The following is a 20,357-nucleotide window of genomic DNA, read 5'->3' as shown; positions in this document are numbered from 1 at the left end:
CACTCCTTGTCAGCCGCCAAGGACAAGAAACCGCTGAGTCACCTCCGGCCTTTCCGGGCCACTCACACTTACGGAGACCCATGAGTGACGGCATCCGCGTCGCAGCTCTGGCCGATATCCCCGAGGGCGAGGGCATCGCCATCGACAGGACGATCACCGGCACGGACGACAACATCGCCCTGCTGCGTGACACCGACGACCGTGTGTACGCCCTGAACGACACCTGTACCCACGAGGACGCCTCGCTCGCCGACGGCTGGGTCGAGGACGGTTTCGTCGAGTGCCCGCTGCACTCCAGCAAGTTCTGTCTGAAGAACGGCGAGGTGCAGGGGCTGCCCGCCACCAAGGACGCCTGCCCGCACCGCGTCGAGGTGCGCGCCGGCGAGGTCTACCTCTTCCCGGGAGAGACCCCGTGACCGAGCGCGTGGTGATCGTGGGCGCCGGCGTCGCCGGTGTCAGCACGGCCGGTGCCCTGCGGTCCGGCGGGTTCGACGGCGACCTCACCCTCGTCGACCCCGGCGAGTTCCCGTACGACCGGCCGCCGCTGTCGAAGGACTTCCTGGCCGGCACCAAGGACATCAAGCAGATCGCCCTGCAGTCCCCGCAGTGGTACGACGACCAGCGCATCCGCCTCGTCAACCGGACCGCCGTCCTGGCGCTGCACCCACGGGACGGCAGGGTCGAGCTGGCGGACGGCACCCTGCTGCCGGCCGACCGCGTGGTCCTCGCCACCGGCGGCGACGCGGCCCGGCCGCCGGTCCCCGGCATCGACAGCGAGCGCGTGCACGTGGTGCGCACCGCCGAGGACGCCGACCGGCTCCGCCCGGCGCTCGCGTCCGGCGCGGGTGTCCTCGTCGTCGGCGCCGGTCTGATCGGGGCGGAGGTCGCCTCCACGGCGCTCCGCCTCGGCTGTGAGGTCACCCTGGTCGATCCGCTGGCCGCGCCCCTGGTGCCCGTGCTCGGACCGGAGCTGGCCGCCTGGCTGCACGGTCTGCACACGGAGCACGGGGTGACGACCGTACAGGCGTCCGTGGAGTCGTTCACGGACCGCGGGGACCGCATCGAGGCACAGTTCGCCGACGGGGCCGCGCCACGGTCGTACGACGTCGTCGTCCTGGGCGTGGGCATGGTGCCGCACACCGGGCTGGCCGAGCGGGCCGGCCTCGCGGTCGACCGCGGGATCGTCGTCGACCCCGGGCAGCTGACGTCCAACCCGGCGGTACTCGCGGTGGGGGACCCGGCCCGCACCCGGCGCGACGGGGTGCTCCTGCCCCGTACCGAGCACTGGGAGGCCGCTCAGCACGACGGAGCCAGGGCGGCCGCCACCCTCCTCGGCATCGACGCTCCGGCGCCGACGGCACCCTGGTTCTGGACGGACCGGCACGGCCGCCACATCGAGGCGGTGGGGCACATGGAGTCCGCCGACCGGACCGTCGTACGCGGTTCCTTCGACGATCCGGCCTTCGCGGTCTTCGGCCTGCGCGACGGGTACGTCGTCGCGGCCGCGGCCGTCGACGACTCCACCGCCGTACGGGCGGCCCGCCGGATGATCGACCGCCGTGTCCGGGCCGACGCCGAGCGGCTGGCGGACCCCTCCGTGAACCTGCGCGGCCTGATGCGCGGATGACGTGCCCGTACCGCGCCACACCTCGTACCGCCCCACGCGGAGAAGGGACCGAATGACACCGTGAGTACGACCCCCGAGCAGACCCGGTTGCGAGCGGGGACGCGCGCCGACCTTGAGACACACTTCGAAGTCGAGCAGTTCTACTACGAGGAGGCCGACCTCCTCGACGCCGGCCGCTACACCGACTGGCTGGACCTCCTCGCCGACGACCTCGACTACTGGATGCCCACCCGCAGCAACCGCCTCCGGCGCCAGCAGGCGCTGTCGGTGGCAGCGCGGGGCGAGGCCGCGTACTACGACGAGACCAAGGAGAGCCTGGCCTGGCGCATCCGCCGTTTCGACTCGGGCATGGCCTGGGCCGAGGACCCGCCGTCCCGGACCCGGCACCTGGTGACGAACGTGATGGCCCATCACATGGACCCGGTGGAGAACCCCGAGTTCACCGAGCGTGACCTGCACGTGTGCTCGGCGTTCCTCGTCTACCGCAACCGCCTGGAACGCGAGGAGAACGTCTTCGCGGGCAGCCGAACGGACGTGCTGCGCCGGGTCGGTGACGGACTGCGGGTCGCCCGGCGGACGATCCTCCTCGACCAGAACATCCTGCGGGCGAAGAACATCTCGACCTTCTTCTGATGCCGCCCCTCCTCCGATCCGCCTCTTCGTCCCCGGAAACCCGATGGGAACTGTCGTGACCGACCTTGAACTCAAGCACCACCGCGTAACCACCACACTGGGCGAGATCGCCGTGGCCGAAACCGGCGAAGGGCCGGTGCTGGTGATGCTGCACGGTGGCGGACCGGGCGCGTCCGGTGTCAGCAACTACCACCAGAACCTCCCGGCCCTGGCCCGGCACTTCCGCGTCGTCCTCCCGGACCAGCCCGGTTTCGGCGCCAGCTACCGCCCGACCGAGGAGGAGCTGGACGAGCGGTCCATCACACAGATCACCGTCGACGCCCTGTGCCAGACGCTCGACTCCCTCGGCATCGACACCTTCCACCTGCTCGGCAACAGCCTCGGTGGCGCCGCCGCGATCGCCATGGCGCAGCAGCACCCCGACCGCGTCACACGGCTGGTTCTGATGGCTCCCGGTGGTGGCTGGCTGCCCTTCGGCCCCACCCCCACCGAGGGGCAGAAGGAGATGTTCCGCTACTACAACGGCGGCGGTCCGACCGAGAAGAAGATGGCCGCGTTCATCCGGACCATGGTCTTCGACCACAGGCAGTTCGGCGAGGACGTCGTCAAGGCCCGCTACGAGGCATCCCTCGACGAGAGCCACATCGCCTTCTACCACCGCTACAACGCGGCGTTCGGGAAGCGCGGTGGCATGGACCCGCTCTGGCGCGACCTGCACAAGATCAAGGCGCCCACACTGTTGCTCTGGGGCCGCGACGACCGCACCATCACCCTCGACGGCGCGCAGCTGATGCTCAAGCAGATCCGCGATGTGCAGCTGCACGTGTTCGGCCGCTGCGGCCACTGGGTGCAGCTGGAGCGGCAGCGCGAGTTCGAGGAGCTGGTCGGCGGCTTCCTGGCGGAGCAGTCGTGAACGAGGGCTGGCTGAGCGGATACACGGTCCTGATCACCGGCGGTGGCTCGGGCATCGGCCGCGCGGTCGCCGAGCGCTTCCTCGACGAGGGTGCCTCGGTGACGATCCTCGGCCGGGACAAGGCCCAGCTCGACGACGTCGTCCATACGGCCGCCGACCCGTCCCGCGTCCACACGGTCACGGCCGACGTGCGCGACTCCGACGCGCTGCACTCCGCCGTCGCCGAGACCGTCGACCGGTTCGGCAAGCTGGACACGCTCGTGGCCAACGCCGGTGTGTGGGACTATCAGCGTCAGCTGACCCGCCTCGGGACCAAGGAACTCGACACCGCCTTCGACGAGATCTTCTCCATCAACGTCAAGGGCTATCTGCTGGCAGCCCATGCGGCCTGGCCGGAGTTGGTGAAGACCCGGGGCAGCATCATCATGACGCTCTCCAACGCCTCCTTCTACGTCAACGGCGGAGGCCCCCTCTACACCGCCAGCAAGCACGCCTGTCTGGGCCTCATGCGCGAACTCGCCTATGAACTCGCGCCCAAGGTCCGGGTGAACGGCGTCGCCTGCGGTGGCATGAACACCGACCTGCGCGGCCCGGAGTCGCTGGCCCTGGGCGACCGTTCGATCGGGGCGTCCTTCGCCAGGCGCGGCCCGGACACACCGCCGCCGCCCATCCCCCTGCACGATTCCAGTACGGAACCGCGTGACTTCACCGGACCGTACGTGCTGCTCGCGGCCCGCGAACAGAGCGGCCCCATCACCGGCCAGGCGATCTCCGTCGACGGCGGCATCGGCGTACGCGGATTCACGCGCGCGGCCGGCGGCGACGAACTCTGACCACCGCCGACCCACCCTGACGACCGACGACGACGCTCGACGAGGAGCCGACCGTGACGAGACCACACCCACACAACTCCGGCCTGAGGGTCGACCTCAGCCCTGCCGCCGCGGTGGCGCGCAACGCCTGCCACCAGGGCGACAGCGTGGTGATCCGCTATGCGGGTGGTGATCTCACGTACGCCCAACTCGACGACAAGTCCGCCCGCCTGGCGAGTGTGCTCGCGGCGGGCGGGGTCACCGACGGCGACAGGGTCGCCTATCTCGGTCTCAACAGCCCGGCGTTCCTGGTGACGATGCTGGCCGCGTTCCGGCTCGGCGCCGTGTTCGTCCCGGTCAACTTCCGTCTCGCCCACCCCGAACTCGAACGCGTCCTGGCGGACAGCGGCGCCGAGGTGGTCGTCTGCGAGGAGGGCCACCGCTCCGGCGTCGAGGCAGTGCGCGGGGCAACGGAGTTGACCCGTTTCCTCCTGATCGATGACGACCCGGAGATACCGGCCGCGGAGGCCGAGGGCTGGGAGCCCTGGGCGCCCCTGATGGCGGCCGCGCTGCCGAGTCCGGCCCTCACACCGAAGTACGCCGACGACCCGGCGATCCTGATGTTCACCTCGGGCACGACAGGGACGCCCAAGGGAGTCATCCTGACCCACGGCAACGCCTGGTGGAACTCCGTGAACGTCGAGATGCGGCTGGACACCCGCCGCGGCGACGTGACGTACGCCGCCGCACCGCTCTTCCACATCGGCGCCCTCAACAGCTTCGTCCTGCGCACCCTCGTCCGCGGTGGCACCGTCGTCGTCCGCCGGACCTTCGACCCGCAGGGGTGTCTCGACGACCTGGTCACCCACCGGGTCAACTCGATGTTCGGCGTACCGCAGATGTTCGCCGCGCTGGCCCGCGTCCCGGGATTCCTCGGCCAGGACCTCGGCCAACTGCGGACGATCGTGGTCGCGGGCGCACCCGTGCCGCCGTCCCTGGTCGAACTCTACGCCCGGCACGACGTGGTTCTGCAGCAGGCGTGGGGCCTGACCGAGACCGCGCCCTTCGCCACCCACCTGCCGGCCGAGCGCACCCTGGACAAGCTCGGATCGGCGGGCATCGCCATGCCCTACACCGAGGTACGTGTCGTCGACGCCGTCACCAACGAGCCCCTGAAGCCGGGGGAGTCCGGTGAGATCGTGGTACGCGGCCCCAACGTCACCGCCGGATACTGGAACAACCAGCAGGCCACGGCCGCCGCCTTCGACGGGGAGGGCTGGTTCCACTCCGGGGACATCGGCTATCTCGACGAGGACGGTTACCTGTTCATCGTCGACCGGCTCAAGGACATGATCATCAGCGGTGGTGAGAACGTCTACCCGGCCGAGGTGGAACGTGTCCTGGCCGCCATGCCGGGCGTTGTGGATGTCGCCGTGGTGGGGGTCGCCGACGACCAGTGGGGCGAGTCCGTCGCGGCGGTGGTCACCGTCGCCGAGGACACGGCGATCAGCCTGGAGGACGTACGCGAGTACGCGGCCGGCCACCTGGCCCGCTACAAGCTCCCCAGGCGGCTCAAGCTCGTTCCGGCGGTGCCGAGGAACGCCTCCGGGAAACTGAACAAGACCGTCATACGATGTCTGGCGAGCGAGGAGAGCTGACATGATCACCGTGCCCGCGGTGTTCACGCGGCTGCCCCTGGATCCGGCCTGGGAGACGGTCCGGGAGTCCCACCGGCGCTACTCGGCCGACCTTCTCGTACGGGGCGACGGGGTCACCGTGGACGTACGGCTGGAGCGCTGCGCCGCGGGACGGCTGCGCGACGGCTATCCGGTCGGCGCGCGCGACGTGGAGGTACGCGTCGACGACGCGTGTCCCGTCGCCGTCCTGCCCGGCCTGCTGCGTGCCCTGGTGGCCGCCGTACAGCGCGCGGACCCCGACTGCCGTCGGATCGTCCACGCCGTGCCGGTGGGGCGGCCGAGCACGGTCGAGGCCGCGGAGTCCGCCGGTTTCCGCTACGTCGTCGATATCGACCTCGGGCAGACGGAGATCAGCCTGCTGGTCGCCGAGCCGGACTGGGCGACCAGCACCGACATCGACCTGGACCGCGTTCCGGGAGCTTGAGCGGCCGCGGACGAGCCCCACCCCGGGGATCAGGGTCTCCGGCCCGGGCAGAGCCGGCGACCGTGACCCGGCCCTGCCCGGACAGGGACCGGGAATGGCCGAAGGACGCCCGAACCGTTGGCGCAGGTGACCGTTTACAACCCCGTAATGGTCATCTACGTTGGACGAACGTCTACTCCAATGGTCGTCTGCGCGTCTTTTTCGGGAGCCCCCACATGCCCGTTGCCGCCTTTTTCTCCGAGCACGCCGATCCTCCGCCCCCCTGTGGGGGGAGCGCCACCCCAGACCGGCGGACCGCGGTCGACAAGGCGCTGGTGCTCCTCAAATCGCTCGCCGAGGAGGACCGGGACATCGGCGTCAGCGAACTGGCCCGCCGAGCCCGGCTCACCAAGTCGACGGCCTTCCGCCTGCTCGGCATCCTGCAACGCAACGAGCTCGTCGAACGGGTGGGCAGCAACTACCGACTGGGCGTCCAGCTCTTCGACATCGGCAACCACGTCTACGGCCCGAACTCCGCGCTGCTCCAGGAGCGGTTACTGCCCCATCTCGCGGATCTGTACGTACTGACGCACGAGACGGTGCACCTGGCACTGCTGCGCGGCACCAAGATTGTGTATATCGACAAGATCCGCGGCCACCGGGCAGCCCGCTCTCCCTCCAGGATCGGCGCCCGGCTGCCCGCGTACAGCACGGGGGTCGGCAAGGCGCTGCTCGCGTTCGACCACGACGCCGCCGAGGCGGCTATCGCGGAGGGGCTGCCGGCGCGTACCGAGTACACCCTCACCGACCCCGACCGCTTCCGCGCGGAACTGCGGCACATCCGCGAGGAGGGGATCGCCTACGACCGTCAGGAGGCCGCCCTCGGCCTCGCCTGTGTCGCCGTGCCGGTCATGGGGCCGGGGGGACGGCCGGTGGCGGCGCTCTCCGTCGCGGGTGCCAGCCATCGCTTCGACGCCTCCCGCTTCGCCCCGGCCCTGCGCCGCGTGGCGTACGCGGCGGCACGGGCGGTCGCCGCGGCCAAGGCGCAGCACACGGCGCCGTCCGGACTCGACGGGCTGCCCGTGGCCGACTTCGCGTAGCGTGCGAGCCATTGGCGGGGCGGGCGGTCCGTGCCGGACGGCGCCCGGCCCGCCGGATCCGGTGGACCGGGCGTAACTCAGCGCCGCCTGTTCGCAGGAGCGCGCGCGATGTTCGTGCCACCGGTACCGGGCTGGACACGCGGCACACTCACCACGATGTGCACCACACTCTCCCCGTCCAACGACTCGTACACATGCGGCCGGTCGCCGGGGTAGCGTACGAAGTCACCTGCCGACAGTTCCACCGGACTGTCGGCGGGCCCCACCCGCACCCGGCCACTGATCACGTACAGGTGTTCCAGTGTGCCCGCCGGGTGCGGCTCGGACGGCCGGCCCGCGCCACGTGGATCACGGCCGACGCGCACCAGACAGTTCTCGATGACACCGGAGCTGTACACATGGTCGAGCGCCCGTGACTGGTATCCCTCGCGCTGCTTCCAGACCACCTCGTCGGCCCGCTGCACGGTCATCACCTGTTCCCGCTCGGCCATCAGCCTGGTGACCGGCACCCCGAGCGCAGCCGCGATGGAGAACAGCGTGTCCACGGTGGGATTGCCGGTCCCCTGCTCCAGTTTCGACAGCGTCTGTTTCGCCAGCCCCGACTGACGGGCCAACTCGGCCAGTGACAGGCCACGTTGCTCTCTGAGAAGGCGCACGTTGCGCGCCACCACCGCATTACCTGAAGACACGGAACCACTCTCGCACGGAGCGGGTCAGTGGGCTCCGGCGAGCCTCCCGCATCGTTGTGACGCGCCGACCGACCGCACCGCGCGTGCTGCCCGGCGGCCGGAACGCCTTCTGAACATCCCTCGGCTGCGACGCGGTCCGCCCCGTACCCGCCGCCCGCGCCGCGCGAGTGGGGAGGCGGTGGCCGAGCCCGATGACGACCGGTGCCGTAGCCGTTCAGGACGTCCCTCCCGTTGTGTCGTAGTGCCGGACGGGGACGCGTACGGGTCAGGCGTGGCCGATGGCCGCGACGAGCCCCGCGCTGTCTGCCGGTCCAGGAGCCGATGAGTTCGGAGACGGTGGCAGCCCGGGTGCACTGGGCGATCATGCAGCCGGCCGCCGCCATCTCGGGGTCGGCCACCGAGGCGGCGTGCTCGACGGTGTATGGGGCCGAAGCGCCCTGGGCCGGCGTGCCCTCCACGCCAGTTCACCGCAGCAGCCGAGCGCCCCGAGTCGCCAGAGTGCCGAACCCGGTCGAGACCGCGTAGTCGGTGTCGGCGCGGAGATGAGTTCCTCCAGTACGGCCCGGCCCTTCTCCCACGCCCAGAGGGGCGTCGTCACCGAGGAGGACCGTCGCGCCTTCCCGTGCGACAGCGACATCCGGTGTCAGACATCCGGTGTCAGGTGGAAGATCGCAGTTGTAGGGGATGTCGAGGAGAACACGCGATGCCCCCTTCCCACCCTTGAGGGGAGGGCGGTCCATCAGGGTATATGCGCACTCGAATCCGAGCGGGAAGACCGGCGCGGTGGCATCCTTGCCGAGCCCGGAGCGGTAGGTGTCGCTGAGCAGGACCCGGCGCACGTCGGGGAACGCGGCGCGCAGCCGGTGCAACGAGGTCACACGCTTCTTCCTCGGCCACAGGACGTGGTCGAGGAAGAAGCCCTGCTCAAGGGAGATGTCACCGTGGACGAACTTCACTCGCCAGGCGAGCCCGGTGCCGGCGACGGTCTTCTCGCCACCTGGGCGGCGCCCGCGTCGAGATCGATGCCGATGAACCGCTTGCCCGGGCGCCGCTGTGCGAGCCGAATGACACACGCTGGCCGGCCCGTGTGATGTCCGCCCCGTCCCGCAGCCGCATGGCGTCCGTACGCCAGCATGTCGGCCTGGGCGAGTATGGAGCCGTAACCCTTGTTCTCCCATGACGCATGCCGAACGGGGCGTCGGCGTTGTGAGCGGTGGTTGTGGTTATCGGGGCGTCGCCTGGCCGGTGGTGGGGGTGAGGACGGCTTCGAGTCGGCGTATGAGGGTGAGGACGTCGGTGGGGGTGCCGACGGAGATCCGTATCCAGCCGGGCATTCCCATGTCCGTGGCGTCCCGTACGTGGACGTGGTCGGTGAGCAGTTGCCGGGTGACCTCGGGTGCGGTTTCGGGCAGGTGCGCGGTGACGAAGTTGGTCTGGGAGGGCAGGTACGTGATGCCGAGCCGGTCCAGGCCACGGCACAAGGCCGTGCGGGCGGTGGCGGTGTAGACCCTGGTCTGTTCCAGGAACGCCTGGTCCTCCAGGGCCGCGCAGGCGGCCGCCTGCGCGAGCCGGTTCACGTGGAACGGCATGGCGTCCTGCACGGTCCCGATACGGGAGACGACGTCGGGATCGCCGATCAGCGCACCCACGCGCAAGGAGGCCAGACCGTACGCCTTGGAGAACGTCCGCAGCACACTGACACACCCCCCCTCCCGCGCCCACGGCAGCGCCGAGGTGAAGGAAGCGTCGGCGAACTCCGCGTACGCCTCGTCGAAGACGACATGCGACCCGGTGGCACGCGCCGCCTCCGACAGACTCCGCACCGCACCGCCGTCCAGGAGCGACCCGGTGGGATTGTGCGGATTGCACACGAAGACGAGAGCCGCGCCCTTGTCCATCTCCGCCATCAGCGCGGCGGGGTTCACGCGGTGGTGGTCGAGGGGGATGTGCACGACGCGCAGGCCCGCTGCCTCCAGGCTCTTGGGGTAGCCCTGGTAGGTGGCCTCGTTGACCACCGCGCGGCCGGTGGCGCGCAGGGCGAGGGCGAGCATCAGGATGACCTCGTCCACTCCGTTGCCGACGGCGATCCGGTCGGTGGTGACGCGGTAGTGGGTGGAGAGGGCGTCGATGAGCGCGGTGTGCTGCGGGTCGGGGTAGCGGTTGACGCGCAGCAGTTCGGCGTGTGCCGCTTCGACCGCCCTGGGGCTCGCGCCCCAGGGGTTCTCGCTCCGGTGCAGCAGGAGCGGGGCGGGGGGAGCGTCATCGCTGACAGGATGAGCGGTCGGCGTTCTGGTGTACATCAGCGGCTCTCCTCACGCGGGGCCACCAGTGTTGCGGCGGGTTCCACGACCGCGCGTAAGGCGGCCTGGTGCTGCTCCAGGGTGACCAGCGGTGTGTCGTAGGGCATGTTATGGAATGGATGGATCGGGTCGGTGCTGTGTGTTTCTTTTGGAGGTGTGGTCGGGCGGTACTGAGACCGTCGACGGCATGCCGCGGTCTTCGGTCGATCCGTCCCGAGGTTTCTCCAGGACGGGCTTCGCGAGCCGATGAACCGGCTGCCGCCCTCGTCCAGCACGCGAGGGCAGGCAAAAATCTCGTACCGCATCAGATCTCCTACCACCCTTGGACGGAGAACTACTTCCGGGCTGTTACCAGGAGATGACCTTGGACATTTACATGTCATCCCTCCGTGCCGCAGAGCGGCACGGAGGAGGCGGAGCATGGACGGGCAAGGGCGGGGCCTTGCCCAAGGCCGGGTAGTTAACGTTTTCGCAGGTCACGCAAGCGAGTTGAACGATTCCCGACGTAGCGCAACGGAGCTCGTTGGTACAGGCAGCCGACCAGGACAGCTTGTCCCGAAGGAGCTCCGTTGCCCCGTCATTGTGTCCTGCCCTCTGCGCTGACGACTATCACCCGTACGGTCACCGTGGCCGCGGGCCGGTTCGCTCCCGGGCATCTGGGGGCACCGTGAGAGTACGGGTCATCGACGCACAGATCGCCGTGACCTGCGAGGACGGCACGTCCTTCACCGGGTTCTACCGACTGGTCACGACCTTGACCGACGCCCGCCGCTACCCTGCCACCGCGCTGGTGGGTCTCCATCACCAGCGGTGGGAACACGAATCGGCGTACTACGCACTCCGCCACACGATCATGAACGGGCGCAACCGCGCTCGGGCGACCAGGCCGGCGTCGAGCAGGAGATGTGGTCCCTGCTCACGCTCTATCGTTGGCCGTCCTGTGTGACGGCGGCGTCGACGTATGGATCTCCCTGGCTGTCACCGGCCCGGCCCGCGCGAGGTCCGCCGCGCTCTCGCTCTTCGGCGAGGGAGCGTTGTGCGTCGTGGCGACCGTGTGGATCGAGCGCCGGGCGGTCGAACTGGTCACCTCCGGCGCGGAGAACTGCTCTCGGTCTGTGTCAACTCCCTCTGTTGGTAGGCGTACAGTCGTCGGTCGGATGGGCGGAGCGCGCCACCACCACCTCGTCGGTCCTCTTCTGCCGCCAGCTCGGTATGACCGCCGGAGCGGCTCTCTACGGCGCGGTCGCCAACGCCACCCTGGCATCCCGGCTCGCCGAGGCACCGGTGGACGGACTGCCGACCGATGTGGACGGCATCTCCTCCGCTCTCTCGTCCGCCGGGGCACGCGGCCGAAGGCCACAATGTGAGGCGCACATGCCCCGCTGCGTCACGCCCTTGCGTGAGGGCGGCTCGCCTTCCGGTACGTACGTCAGCGAGCCGTCCTCCTCGGGTCACCGGCCTGTGGAAGTAACGCCGATTCAGGCGGCGCCGACATGCCTGAGGAATTCGATGAGTGCTGTGTTCACCTCGTCCGGGCGTTCTTGCTGGGTCCAGTGTCCGCAGCCGGTCAGTTTGAGGGGCTTGCGCCACAGGTTGGGCATGAGGGTGGGGAGGTTTTCGATGAGTTCGGGTGTGCCGGGGAAGGCGGGGACGATGTCGCGGTCGCCGTAGATGTACAGGGCGGGCCGGGTGACGGTGGCGTTGTGCCAAGGGGCGGTCAGTTCCCAGTTGCGGTCGAGGTTGCGGTACCAGTTGAGGGCCCCGGTGAAGCCCTTGGCGAAACTCTCGGCGAGTGCGTCGAGGTCGTCCTCGGTGAGCCACTCGGGCAGCACCTCGGGGTCCGGCATGGTGGAGAGCCAGCCCTGCCCGGGTTCGACCAGCGGCTGCCTGCGCGGGCCGGTGTGCGGAGCGGAACCGGAGGCGGAGTAGAGGAACTTACGGAGGGCGGTGCGGGTGTCCCTGGCGAACTCGGCGTCGGCGACACCGGGCCGGTTGAAGTAGTTCCAGTAGAAACGGCCCCCGAATCGCTTGTCCATCGCCGCCAGCGGAGCCCGTGTCCCCCGGAAGGGAGGCGGCACACTCAGCCCGGCCACCCCCAGCACCATGTCCGGCCGCAGCAGTGCGGTGTGCCAGGCCACCGGCGCGCCCCAGTCGTGCCCGACGACGTACGCCTTCTCCTCACCCAGGGCCTGGATCAGCCCGACGACATCACCGACCAGGTGAAGGATGGTGTACGCGTCGACTGCCTCGGGATGGTCGCTGCGCCCGTATCCGCGCTGGTCGGGGGCGACCACACGGAAGCCCGCGTCGGCCAGTGGTCCGAACTGGTGGCGCCAGGAGTGCCATGACTCGGGGAAGCCGTGCAGGAGCACGACCAGGGGGCCGTCGCCTTGCTCGGCGATATGCAGCCGAACGCCGTTCACGTCAACCATTCGATGCTCAACCATGTGGATGAGCGTACGGGCCGTGATCTTCTTGCTCCCGGTAGCCCTTCGGATCTCCGGCCAGAGTCGGATTGTCCTCCGGGCGTACGGGCGTACTGTCCAGTGCTACGTACCGCGAGGACCGATCACCTTGGGTGTCCGGGGTGAGCCGGAGCCGACTTGGGCAGGACAGGCACTGTCCGCGACCGGGTTGGCCTGCGGTTGTAGTTGTGTGGGAATGGTCCGGTGGCCGAACCTGCGATTGATGATCCTGGGAATCGCGGAGGGGGCATGGCCACGTCATTGGTAGCCTGTCGCCTTCCGTATCGGCTCCTCTGAAAAGGTGTGAATGAAGACAGGCGGACGAACCGTCGCGGCGGCCGTACTCGTGGGGGCGTTGGGTCTCTCGGCCCTCAACGCTCCGGCGGCCCAGGCGGCGGACACCGGTATCACCGTGTCGGACATCGTCATCAACAACGGCAAGCCGATCGTGGCCGGTACGTCGAAGGAGGTGGAGCCGCCCCTCGCCTTCAACGTCGCTCTGCCGTCCGGGTACAGCACAGCCGACCCCTTCAGCTACGACGGGTATCCCTTCCTCTACCACGGCAGTCTGAAGAGGGCGGCCGACACCGGAGAGAACTTCATCTCGCCGGGCAGCTACACCTGCTACGAGATCGACTCCAGGCGTGCTCGCTGCGAGGGCAACCTCTACATCGACCCGCACCCGAGCCAGGAGCACGTCGACTCCAACAGCGACGCCACCACGTGGAAGGTCGCCGTGTCGCTCCGCTTGTTCAAGGCCAATGGCAACCTCAAGGCGGGGGAGCACGAGACGAGGTCCCAGACCGTCCAGCTCAAACGCGCCGCCAAGGTCACCGCTGCCGATGTCACGCCGGAGCCGGTCACCAAGGGAAAGAAGATCACCGTGACGGGCAAGCTGACCCGGGCGAACTGGAGCACGAAGAAGTACGGCGCCTACGGTGACCGTACGGTCAGTCTCCAGTTCCGCGCCAAGGGCTCGGACTCGTTCAAGACGGTCAAGAAGGCCACCACCAGCGGCACCGGTGCGCTCAAATCCACCGTCACGGCCTCCACCGACGGTTCCTACCGCTGGGTGTACTACGGCAACACCACGACCGGCACCGCCGTCAGTACGGCGGACTACGTCGACGTACGCTGACGGCGTCGCCCTCGGGCCGCCGCTCTTCGGCGTCCCTGGCCCTGGCAACGCGAAACGCACGCTACTGCGAAGGCACTCGCCCGACCCGCCCCCGGCGGGACCTTCGCGTGGGATTGAGCACGGCAGGCACTTCCGCACCCCTCGCAACCGGGCCCGCGGCAGTCCGCGGCCCCGCGCCGGTGGTGGCGGGAAGGCTGGTCGGACGATGGTCACTGCGAATCGACTACAGCCACCGCGGCCAGTCGCTCCCCAGGTACGCGTCTGCTGTGCATGAGGCAGCCGGTGCCCAGGGCCGCCCGGCCCGGCGGGCATCCGTGCGCCCGCTGGTAAAATGGGGGCACGTTTCGACACCGCCGGGCCCGTACCAAGGGGTACGGGCCCGGCGCGTTCCGGGTGTCAGATCAGGAAGGTTCTTCGTGAACGTGAAGCCGTCGGCATCTGGGCTCTCCTCTGCTGGTAAGCCCCGGCGGGCGACAGGGCCGCAGGGTGGACTCGCGACGCCGCGGACGGTCTCCCCGGACCTGCCGTCGGCCGCGTCCTTCGACACACTCGGGCTGCCGCCGGATCTGATGAAGACGATGATCGGCCTCGGGGTGACGGAGCCTTTCCCGATTCAGGCGGCGACTCTGCCCGACGCGCTGGCCGGCCGTGATGTCCTCGGCCGCGCGCGGACCGGCTCCGGCAAGACGCTGGCTTTCGGGCTCGCGCTGCTCGTGCGGACGGCAGGTCTGCGAGCGGAGTCGAAGCGGCCGCTCGCACTGGTCCTGGTGCCGACCCGGGAACTCGCTCAGCAGGTGAGTGACGCGCTGGCGCCGTACGCGCGGACGCTGAATGTGCGACTGGCGACGGTGGTCGGTGGGCTGTCGATCAATCGGCAGTCGGCGCTGCTGCGGACCGGCGCCGACGTGGTCATCGCCACGCCGGGGCGGCTGGCCGACCTGGTCTCGCGCCGTGACTGCCACCTGAATCAGGTGCGGATCACGGTGCTGGACGAGGCGGACCAGATGTGTGACCTGGGCTTCCTGCCGCAGGTCTCGGACATCCTGGACCAGGTCCGCGCCGACGGGCAGCGGCTGCTGTTTTCGGCCACGCTCGACCGTGGCGTCGACCACCTGGTGCGGAGCTACCTGCACGACCCGGTTCTCGCATCCGTCGACCGGGTGGCAGGCTCGGTCACCACGATGGAACACCACGTGCTGAACGTCCACACCGCCGACAAGTACGCGATCGCGACCGAAATCGCCGCGCGGGACGGCCGGGTGCTGATGTTCCTGGACACCAAGGCCGGTGTGGACCAGTTCACCCGTCACCTGCGGGCCAGCGGCGTACGGGCGGCAGCCTTGCACAGCGGGAAGTCGCAGCCCCAGCGCACGCACACGCTCGGCCAGTTCAAGGACGGTGAGATCACCGTGCTGGTGGCCACCAATGTCGCGGCGCGGGGCATTCACATCGACGCGCTCGACCTCGTCGTCAACGTCGACCCGCCGGCCGACGCCAAGGACTACCTGCACCGAGGCGGGCGCACAGCGCGCGCCGGGGAGTCCGGGAGCGTGGTCACCCTGGTCACCCCCAACCAGCGGCGCGATGTGAACCGGATGATGTCCGACGCCGGGATCCGGCCAACGGTCACACAAGTGCGCTCGGGCGAGGAGAAACTGACCACGATCACCGGGGCGAAACGCCCGTCGGCCGGGACGAAGACCAACGGCAGCACCCCCTTCCGTGGCCTCGGCACCCGCCCAGGCCGCCCCGCGAAGGAGTCCCGCAAAGCCGCCGAGTCCCGCAAGACCGCGGAAGCCCGTGCCGCGGCCCGGGTGCGCAAGGGTCGCTGACACCGGACTGACCTGGCGGAGCGGGACGAGGCGCTCGCCATGCCCCGGACCCGTGACAGCATGGCCCTGCTGCGCTTGTCCGTACGCCTGACATGGCACCCGTGCGGGAAGAGCGTCCCCTCGGTGCCGTCGGTGTGTGCCGAGTTGCGGCAGCCGGCCCGCGCCCGAGGAGCAGCCCGAGCCGTATGAGGGACGCCCGGATGCCCTCGGCTGTTCAGGAGTACGGCACCGCGTCAGGTTGCGGTAGATGTTGCGCCGGGGGGCGCTGGGTATTGCGCGAGACCGCTCCAGCAACATCCGTATCGTGTCGTCCTGGCTTATGGTCATGTCCCGTTTGAGTACGGTCGGTTCGGTGTTCGCGGAGTCGAGTTCACCGATCGGTCGTACGAGTCGGGTGTCGAATTCCGGTACGGCCGCTTGTCCGCCACGCGCTCAGACCCGGCTATCGGAAAACAAGGGATAACCGATGACCCCGGTGAGACCATTGACTGCCCGAAGCCGCAGGCAGGCACGTACTCGGCCCCCTGGAACCTTTAACGCTTCAGACGGTGATCTTTGATGTTCTGGACCCGGACTCTTGGATAGTTCATGCCGTGGTTCCGTACTTGGGAGAACACGGGCCGCGAGCCCGGGTCGAGCGGGGCGTGGTGACGGCCCTGGACGCTGCGCTCGACCGCACACCCCCCGCCTGCCGCGACCATCGCCGCCGCGCTGTTCACCGGCGTCTCCCTCCAACAACTCGCTGCTGCACGTCCCCCGCGACTACGATGACGACACAGCCACGCTCGCAAGGAGATCATCAACTCCCAGGACCGTACCGGCTTCGTGGTGAATCCCCCTGCGAAGGATGGCGGAGGGCGGCCTGCCGGGCCGGAAGTCCGGGCGGGGCTTCTACTATCGACGAACGAGGTGCGAGCCCGGCCCGCTCTTCGCCCTGCTTCCTGAGCAGTAGCCCGGGAAAGAGTGACGGGGAGAATTCCTGGCAGGCACTCTTTCCGGAGCCGGGGGAATATTCAGTCCAGCAGGGACAGAAGTGATTTCTTTTCCGTGTCCGACAGTTCAATCAGGAAAATCTCGGAAAGGATTTTCGGGATCTCCGCGACTGGGATTTCTCCGCGCTCGGCCGTGCCGTCCGGATAACCGGTGGTCAGTTCCCTTCCTACCAGGGCGTAACGCCGGTCATGGGTGGTCCGCTGGAGGACGATCCGGCCGGTGAAAGGGGAATCCCGGTGGGTGGAGGTGTAGTGGCTGATTACCTTGTAATCCGTCGGCCAGTACGGCTCATGGGTGAAGGCGTACAGATCGCTCCAGCCCTCCGGACGTAGCGACTGCAACACCCGTACCCCGAGCTCTTCGCTCTTCAGACGATACGTGCGGCCTCCGTGCGCCCGGTATGGTTCGGCCCCGGCTCGCAGCGGCACCGCGTTCAGGAGCCCTTCGCTGCCGAACCCGACGTCCGCGACCCAGGATTCCCCCGCCACTTCGACGCGCAGCAGCATATGAGTCCTGGCGCGGAACCGGTTCCCGGTTCCCATGCGTACCCGGGCCGCCAGACCCGTGAAGGAGTAGCCGAGTTTCTCCAGCGCCGCCGCGAACAGTAAATTCTGCTCGAAGCAGTACCCGCCGCGCCGTTGGTGCACCAGCTTTCTCTGCAACCGGCCGATATCGAGGTGCACAGGTCGGCCGAGAAGAATATCGATGTTCTCGAACGGAATGATGGAAACGTGTAGGCGGTGGATTTCCTGAAGCACTTCAAGGGTCGGATGGTCCGGATCCACCGGTTCTTCGAATCCGATCCGCGCCAGATAGGCGGGCAGATCCAGCTCCTCTGATCCCCACCCCGGTTCGGTCACGACCGGTCCTTCCGCGCCGCTGCCCGGGACACCGAGCCGGCCCGCACCTCGTGCAACCGGCGCTGGTCCAGCCGGGCCGGGCGGCGGTCCAGCCTCCGGGAGAGGAGATCCGCCGCATCGTCCGAGCAGCCGCCCGCGATCAGTGCGAAGAGCAGGGTCTCCTCGATGACCTCGCGCTGTGCCAGGCTGCCGCCGACCCGGTCGAGGTAGGGAAGGGTCTGCCGCAGAACTGTGATGGCGTCGAGCCACCGGCTCTCGACGACCGCTGTCAGCGCGTCGCACAGCGGGGCGATCACTTCCCGGAACACGGCCCGGGGATGGGCGTGGGCATGGCGTCCGAGTTCCAGCAGGAGCCCCCGTTCGGACGCGGCCGCGAGCGACAGCGCGCCGTGCAGGGCGGCGAAGGCGGTCGGCGGCCGGCGCAGCCACTCCACGGGGGCGACATCGGTGACCGGGCGGACCGGGAGACTCTCCGGCCAGCTGCCGACTACGCGGCACCGCCACAGGAGGGACATCGAATCGACCAGCGCCCGCGGGCCGGTCACACGGGGCGGGGCCAACTGCGTTCCGTACCGGTGGGAAACGGCCTGTGGTTTGTCGAGCATCAGCTCATGGAGGGCCGCGTGCCAGGAGAAGTGGGACGGCTGGTCGGTGTGCGGCCCGTACTTCCGCAGCCACTCGTCGAGCCACACCAGCCCCTCCTGGTGTGCACCGGTCTCGTAGAACACATGGGTGCGGGCGTGCACCGCATGGCCCGCAGACGGATCCTGCCGGAGTGCGCGGACAGACAGGCTTTCCGCCTCTTCCCAGCGTTCCTGCTCCTGTCGTACGAAGGCCAGTTGACCGAGAAACCACCAGTCGTCCGTGCCGTAGACGCGGGTCAGCCCCTCGACCAGGTCCCAGGCTTCCCTGCCGGTCGTCACACCGTCCGAGGAGATGGTCGGCAGTGCGGTACTGACCGCCAGGGCGTCCCGTGGGTAGGTGTCGACGTACCGTAGCAGTGTGGCGGCGCCGGCTTCGGGGGTTCCCGTGAGCCGCGCGGTCACACTGGCGACGAAGGCGGCCTCGCGGTGGTCCGCGTGGGTGCTCGCGGCCGTCTGCGCGGCCCTGAGTTCGCCCGGGGTGTCGATACAGCCGACTCCGGCGTGGCCGAGGAGTGCCAGCGCCGCGTGCCCCACCGCGAAGCGCGGGTCTGCGGCCAGCGCTTCCCGTAGGAAGGGCGCGGCGCCGCTCTGCACCCGCAGGATTCGGTCGAGCGCCTCGTTGTACGCGGCCGCCGCCTTCGCGTTGGTGGTCAGGGGCAGTCCGTACCGGTCCTTCGGACGGCCGGTCCCGCGCTTCTTCCGGACGGCGCACAGCACCGACCGGGCGACATCCTCGGCCTGCTGCCGGATCTCCGGGATGGCGGTACTCTCCAGCAGAGTGCCCCGGCGCAGCGCGCCGAGCGTCCAGATGCGGGGGAGACCCTCCCGCCGGGATGTACAGAGCCTGCCGTCCTCGCGGGTGTCCAGGCCGACGCCCACCGCGTCCTGGCGACCGGTCCCGGAGCCGAGCAGCCCCTGGAGCAGCGGATCGTCGGCCTCGGCCGGCGCGGCGGGCGGGCCCGCGCAGTTGACGACGGCGCCCACATCGAGGCTCCGGCCACTGGCGAGCCGTATCCGTAACCCGTCCGGTAACGCGACTGCTTCGCTGATCTCGTCGGTGCTGATGGTCACCGACCCGGCGTCCAGCGCCGCGTCCAGCGCCGCGGCGGTGGCGGGGGCCATCCGGTGCCGGTGGACGTCCCACAGCCGGAGGTCCTCTGCCAGGAACCGGCTACGGTCCGGCACAGGAAGCTGCTGCCACAGAGTCGAGGTGAGGGACCGGAGGCCGTCCATCCCCGTCCGCCAGTCGCCGTGCAGCCGCCGGCTTCGGGCGATGTGCCGCAGCACCGCGCGGCGGAGATCCGCCAGCCCGGCGGCACCGGACAGTTGCGGACTCCTGATCGCGGCCCCGGGGTGCCGCCGGTGCGCGTTCGGCACCATCCCACGCCGGGACACCGCGTGCACGACCCGGCCCCGCGCGCCGAGCGAGACCGCCACATCCACCATCGTCAGCCCGGTGCCCACGATCAGCACATCGGCTCCCGGAGGTACGGCCGAGAGCGCGCCCGGCCGCCACGGATCGGGGACGAAGCGGTGGCTCGCCCGCAGTGACGGCGGAGCCCACGTACACTCCGAGCCGACATTCCCGAGTGCGAGAACGACCGCGTCGACCGGGAGCGATCGGCCGGAGCGCAGGGCCAGCACCATCGGCTCCGCCGCACTGTCCACGCCCGTCACCCGGTCCCGCAGCCTGTGCAGGAGCGCTGTCGTACCCCGTCGGGACACCGAATCCAGGATGTCGGACAGATACGCGCGGAAGCGGAACCGCGACACATACTCACCGGGGTCGACGGGACCGTCCCCACGAGCCGAGAGCCAGTGCACGAAGTGTCCGGGGTCTCCGGGGAAGGCGCTCATCCGGCCTACGGGCACATTGAGCAGATGCCGGGGGTCGTCGGTGTCATAGGCGGGTCCCCGGCTGTCCGCCTCGGCGGGATCGATCAGCCAGACGTCGAGGGGAAGGCTGTCGTGTTCCGCGCCTTCCAGCAGATGAACCGCCGTGAGCGTGCCGGAGGCCCCGGCTCCTATCACTGCGACATTCCGTGGGCGCCGAGTGGTCGTCATGGGTTCGGGTCTCCGATCGGGGTCGTTGGCGCGTTGCGGATGCTCAACAGGCCGGGCCTGTCACCAGCGGTGGCAATCGGTCCTCGCTCGGACCGTCCGCGAACGCCTCGCCCGCCATCCCCGCGGTCAGCGTCGTGCCGTCGGCGGGGTCGATGAGGAGGAACGATCCGGTGCGTCGTGAGGCCGC

16 protein-coding genes and 1 pseudogene are annotated in these 20,357 nt (G+C 69.4%); 11 read left to right on the top strand and 6 right to left on the bottom strand.

The features are described from left to right. Positions 1–80: 80 nt before the first annotated feature. The 8 genes from ACIP8W_RS28310 (at position 81) to ACIP8W_RS28275 (ending at position 7,185) form a co-directional block, all read left to right on the top strand. Positions 81–416 (top strand): non-heme iron oxygenase ferredoxin subunit, encoded by a 336-nt coding sequence (locus tag ACIP8W_RS28310; protein WP_401957588.1) that lies wholly within the window; start codon positions 81–83, stop codon positions 414–416. After that, positions 413–1,627, top strand: coding sequence for an NAD(P)/FAD-dependent oxidoreductase (locus ACIP8W_RS28305; RefSeq protein WP_401957590.1), 1,215 nt, complete (start codon positions 413–415; stop codon positions 1,625–1,627). The genes ACIP8W_RS28310 and ACIP8W_RS28305 overlap by 4 nt, the downstream gene beginning before the upstream one ends. A gap of 60 nt (positions 1,628–1,687) precedes the next feature. Then, on the top strand, positions 1,688–2,260 hold the full coding sequence (locus ACIP8W_RS28300; protein ID WP_401957593.1) for a 3-phenylpropionate/cinnamic acid dioxygenase subunit beta: 573 nt from the start codon (positions 1,688–1,690) through the stop codon (positions 2,258–2,260). Positions 2,261–2,315: 55 nt separating this feature from the next. Further along, entirely contained in the window at positions 2,316–3,173 is an 858-nt protein-coding gene (locus tag ACIP8W_RS28295; protein ID WP_401957595.1) for an alpha/beta fold hydrolase, read from the top strand. Next, the gene (gene hcaB / locus ACIP8W_RS28290; RefSeq protein WP_401957598.1) at positions 3,170–4,006 is read left to right on the top strand and encodes a 3-(cis-5,6-dihydroxycyclohexa-1,3-dien-1-yl)propanoate dehydrogenase; all 837 of its coding nucleotides are present in this window, start codon (positions 3,170–3,172) and stop codon (positions 4,004–4,006) included. Before ACIP8W_RS28295 ends, hcaB begins: the two co-directional genes overlap by 4 nt. 53 nt (positions 4,007–4,059) lie before the next feature. Next, entirely contained in the window at positions 4,060–5,643 is a 1,584-nt protein-coding gene (locus ACIP8W_RS28285; RefSeq protein ID WP_401957601.1) for a long-chain-fatty-acid--CoA ligase, read from the top strand. Position 5,644: 1 nt separating this feature from the next. Further along, positions 5,645–6,106, top strand: a complete 462-nt coding sequence (locus tag ACIP8W_RS28280) for a hypothetical protein (protein ID WP_401957604.1) — start codon at positions 5,645–5,647, stop codon at positions 6,104–6,106. A 215-nt stretch (positions 6,107–6,321) separates the two neighbouring features. Continuing rightward, entirely contained in the window at positions 6,322–7,185 is an 864-nt protein-coding gene (locus ACIP8W_RS28275) for an IclR family transcriptional regulator (RefSeq protein WP_401957605.1), read from the top strand. Positions 7,186–7,262: 77 nt separating this feature from the next. On the opposite strand, the gene ACIP8W_RS28270 is transcribed toward ACIP8W_RS28275, so the two are convergent. From ACIP8W_RS28270 to ACIP8W_RS28260, 3 genes are all read right to left on the bottom strand, one after another. Beyond that, positions 7,263–7,841 (bottom strand): helix-turn-helix domain-containing protein, encoded by a 579-nt coding sequence (locus ACIP8W_RS28270; protein ID WP_401957607.1) that lies wholly within the window; start codon positions 7,839–7,841, stop codon positions 7,263–7,265. Between the two features lie 497 nt (positions 7,842–8,338). Beyond that, on the bottom strand, positions 8,339–8,830 hold the full coding sequence (locus ACIP8W_RS28265; RefSeq protein WP_401957609.1) for a hypothetical protein: 492 nt from the start codon (positions 8,828–8,830) through the stop codon (positions 8,339–8,341). A 267-nt stretch (positions 8,831–9,097) separates the two neighbouring features. Next, on the bottom strand, positions 9,098–10,174 hold the full coding sequence (locus ACIP8W_RS28260) for a pyridoxal phosphate-dependent aminotransferase (protein ID WP_402205182.1): 1,077 nt from the start codon (positions 10,172–10,174) through the stop codon (positions 9,098–9,100). A gap of 1,104 nt (positions 10,175–11,278) precedes the next feature. On the opposite strand from ACIP8W_RS28260, the pseudogene ACIP8W_RS28255 reads away from it, so the two are divergent. Next, positions 11,279–11,518, top strand: a pseudogene (locus ACIP8W_RS28255) (MFS transporter); the annotation flags it as partial. A 134-nt stretch (positions 11,519–11,652) separates the two neighbouring features. On the opposite strand, the gene ACIP8W_RS28250 reads toward ACIP8W_RS28255, so the two are convergent. Continuing rightward, a complete protein-coding gene (locus ACIP8W_RS28250; protein WP_402205180.1) occupies positions 11,653–12,621 on the bottom strand; it encodes an alpha/beta fold hydrolase in 969 nt (322 codons plus the stop codon). A gap of 325 nt (positions 12,622–12,946) precedes the next feature. Between ACIP8W_RS28250 and ACIP8W_RS28245 the strand changes: the two genes are divergently transcribed. Both ACIP8W_RS28245 and ACIP8W_RS28240 read left to right on the top strand, forming a co-directional pair. Next, on the top strand, positions 12,947–13,777 hold the full coding sequence (locus ACIP8W_RS28245; protein ID WP_402153824.1) for a hypothetical protein: 831 nt from the start codon (positions 12,947–12,949) through the stop codon (positions 13,775–13,777). A gap of 416 nt (positions 13,778–14,193) precedes the next feature. Continuing rightward, positions 14,194–15,609, top strand: a complete 1,416-nt coding sequence (locus tag ACIP8W_RS28240; RefSeq protein ID WP_402153826.1) for a DEAD/DEAH box helicase — start codon at positions 14,194–14,196, stop codon at positions 15,607–15,609. A 1,013-nt stretch (positions 15,610–16,622) separates the two neighbouring features. Here the strand turns inward: ACIP8W_RS28240 and ACIP8W_RS28235 are convergent. Both ACIP8W_RS28235 and ACIP8W_RS28230 read right to left on the bottom strand, forming a co-directional pair. Next, positions 16,623–17,462 (bottom strand): arylamine N-acetyltransferase, encoded by an 840-nt coding sequence (locus ACIP8W_RS28235; RefSeq protein WP_402205178.1) that lies wholly within the window; start codon positions 17,460–17,462, stop codon positions 16,623–16,625. Continuing rightward, positions 17,459–20,137 (bottom strand): FAD/NAD(P)-binding protein, encoded by a 2,679-nt coding sequence (locus tag ACIP8W_RS28230; RefSeq protein ID WP_402205176.1) that lies wholly within the window; start codon positions 20,135–20,137, stop codon positions 17,459–17,461. Before ACIP8W_RS28230 ends, ACIP8W_RS28235 begins: the two co-directional genes overlap by 4 nt. Between the last annotated feature and the right edge of the window lie 220 nt (positions 20,138–20,357).

Source organism: Streptomyces sp. NPDC088554, from assembly GCF_044752945.1.
Taxonomy (GTDB): Bacteria; Actinomycetota; Actinomycetes; order Streptomycetales; family Streptomycetaceae; genus Streptomyces.
The sequence above is the reverse complement of the archived record's forward strand: the minus strand, read 5'-3'. Positions and strand labels throughout refer to the sequence as shown.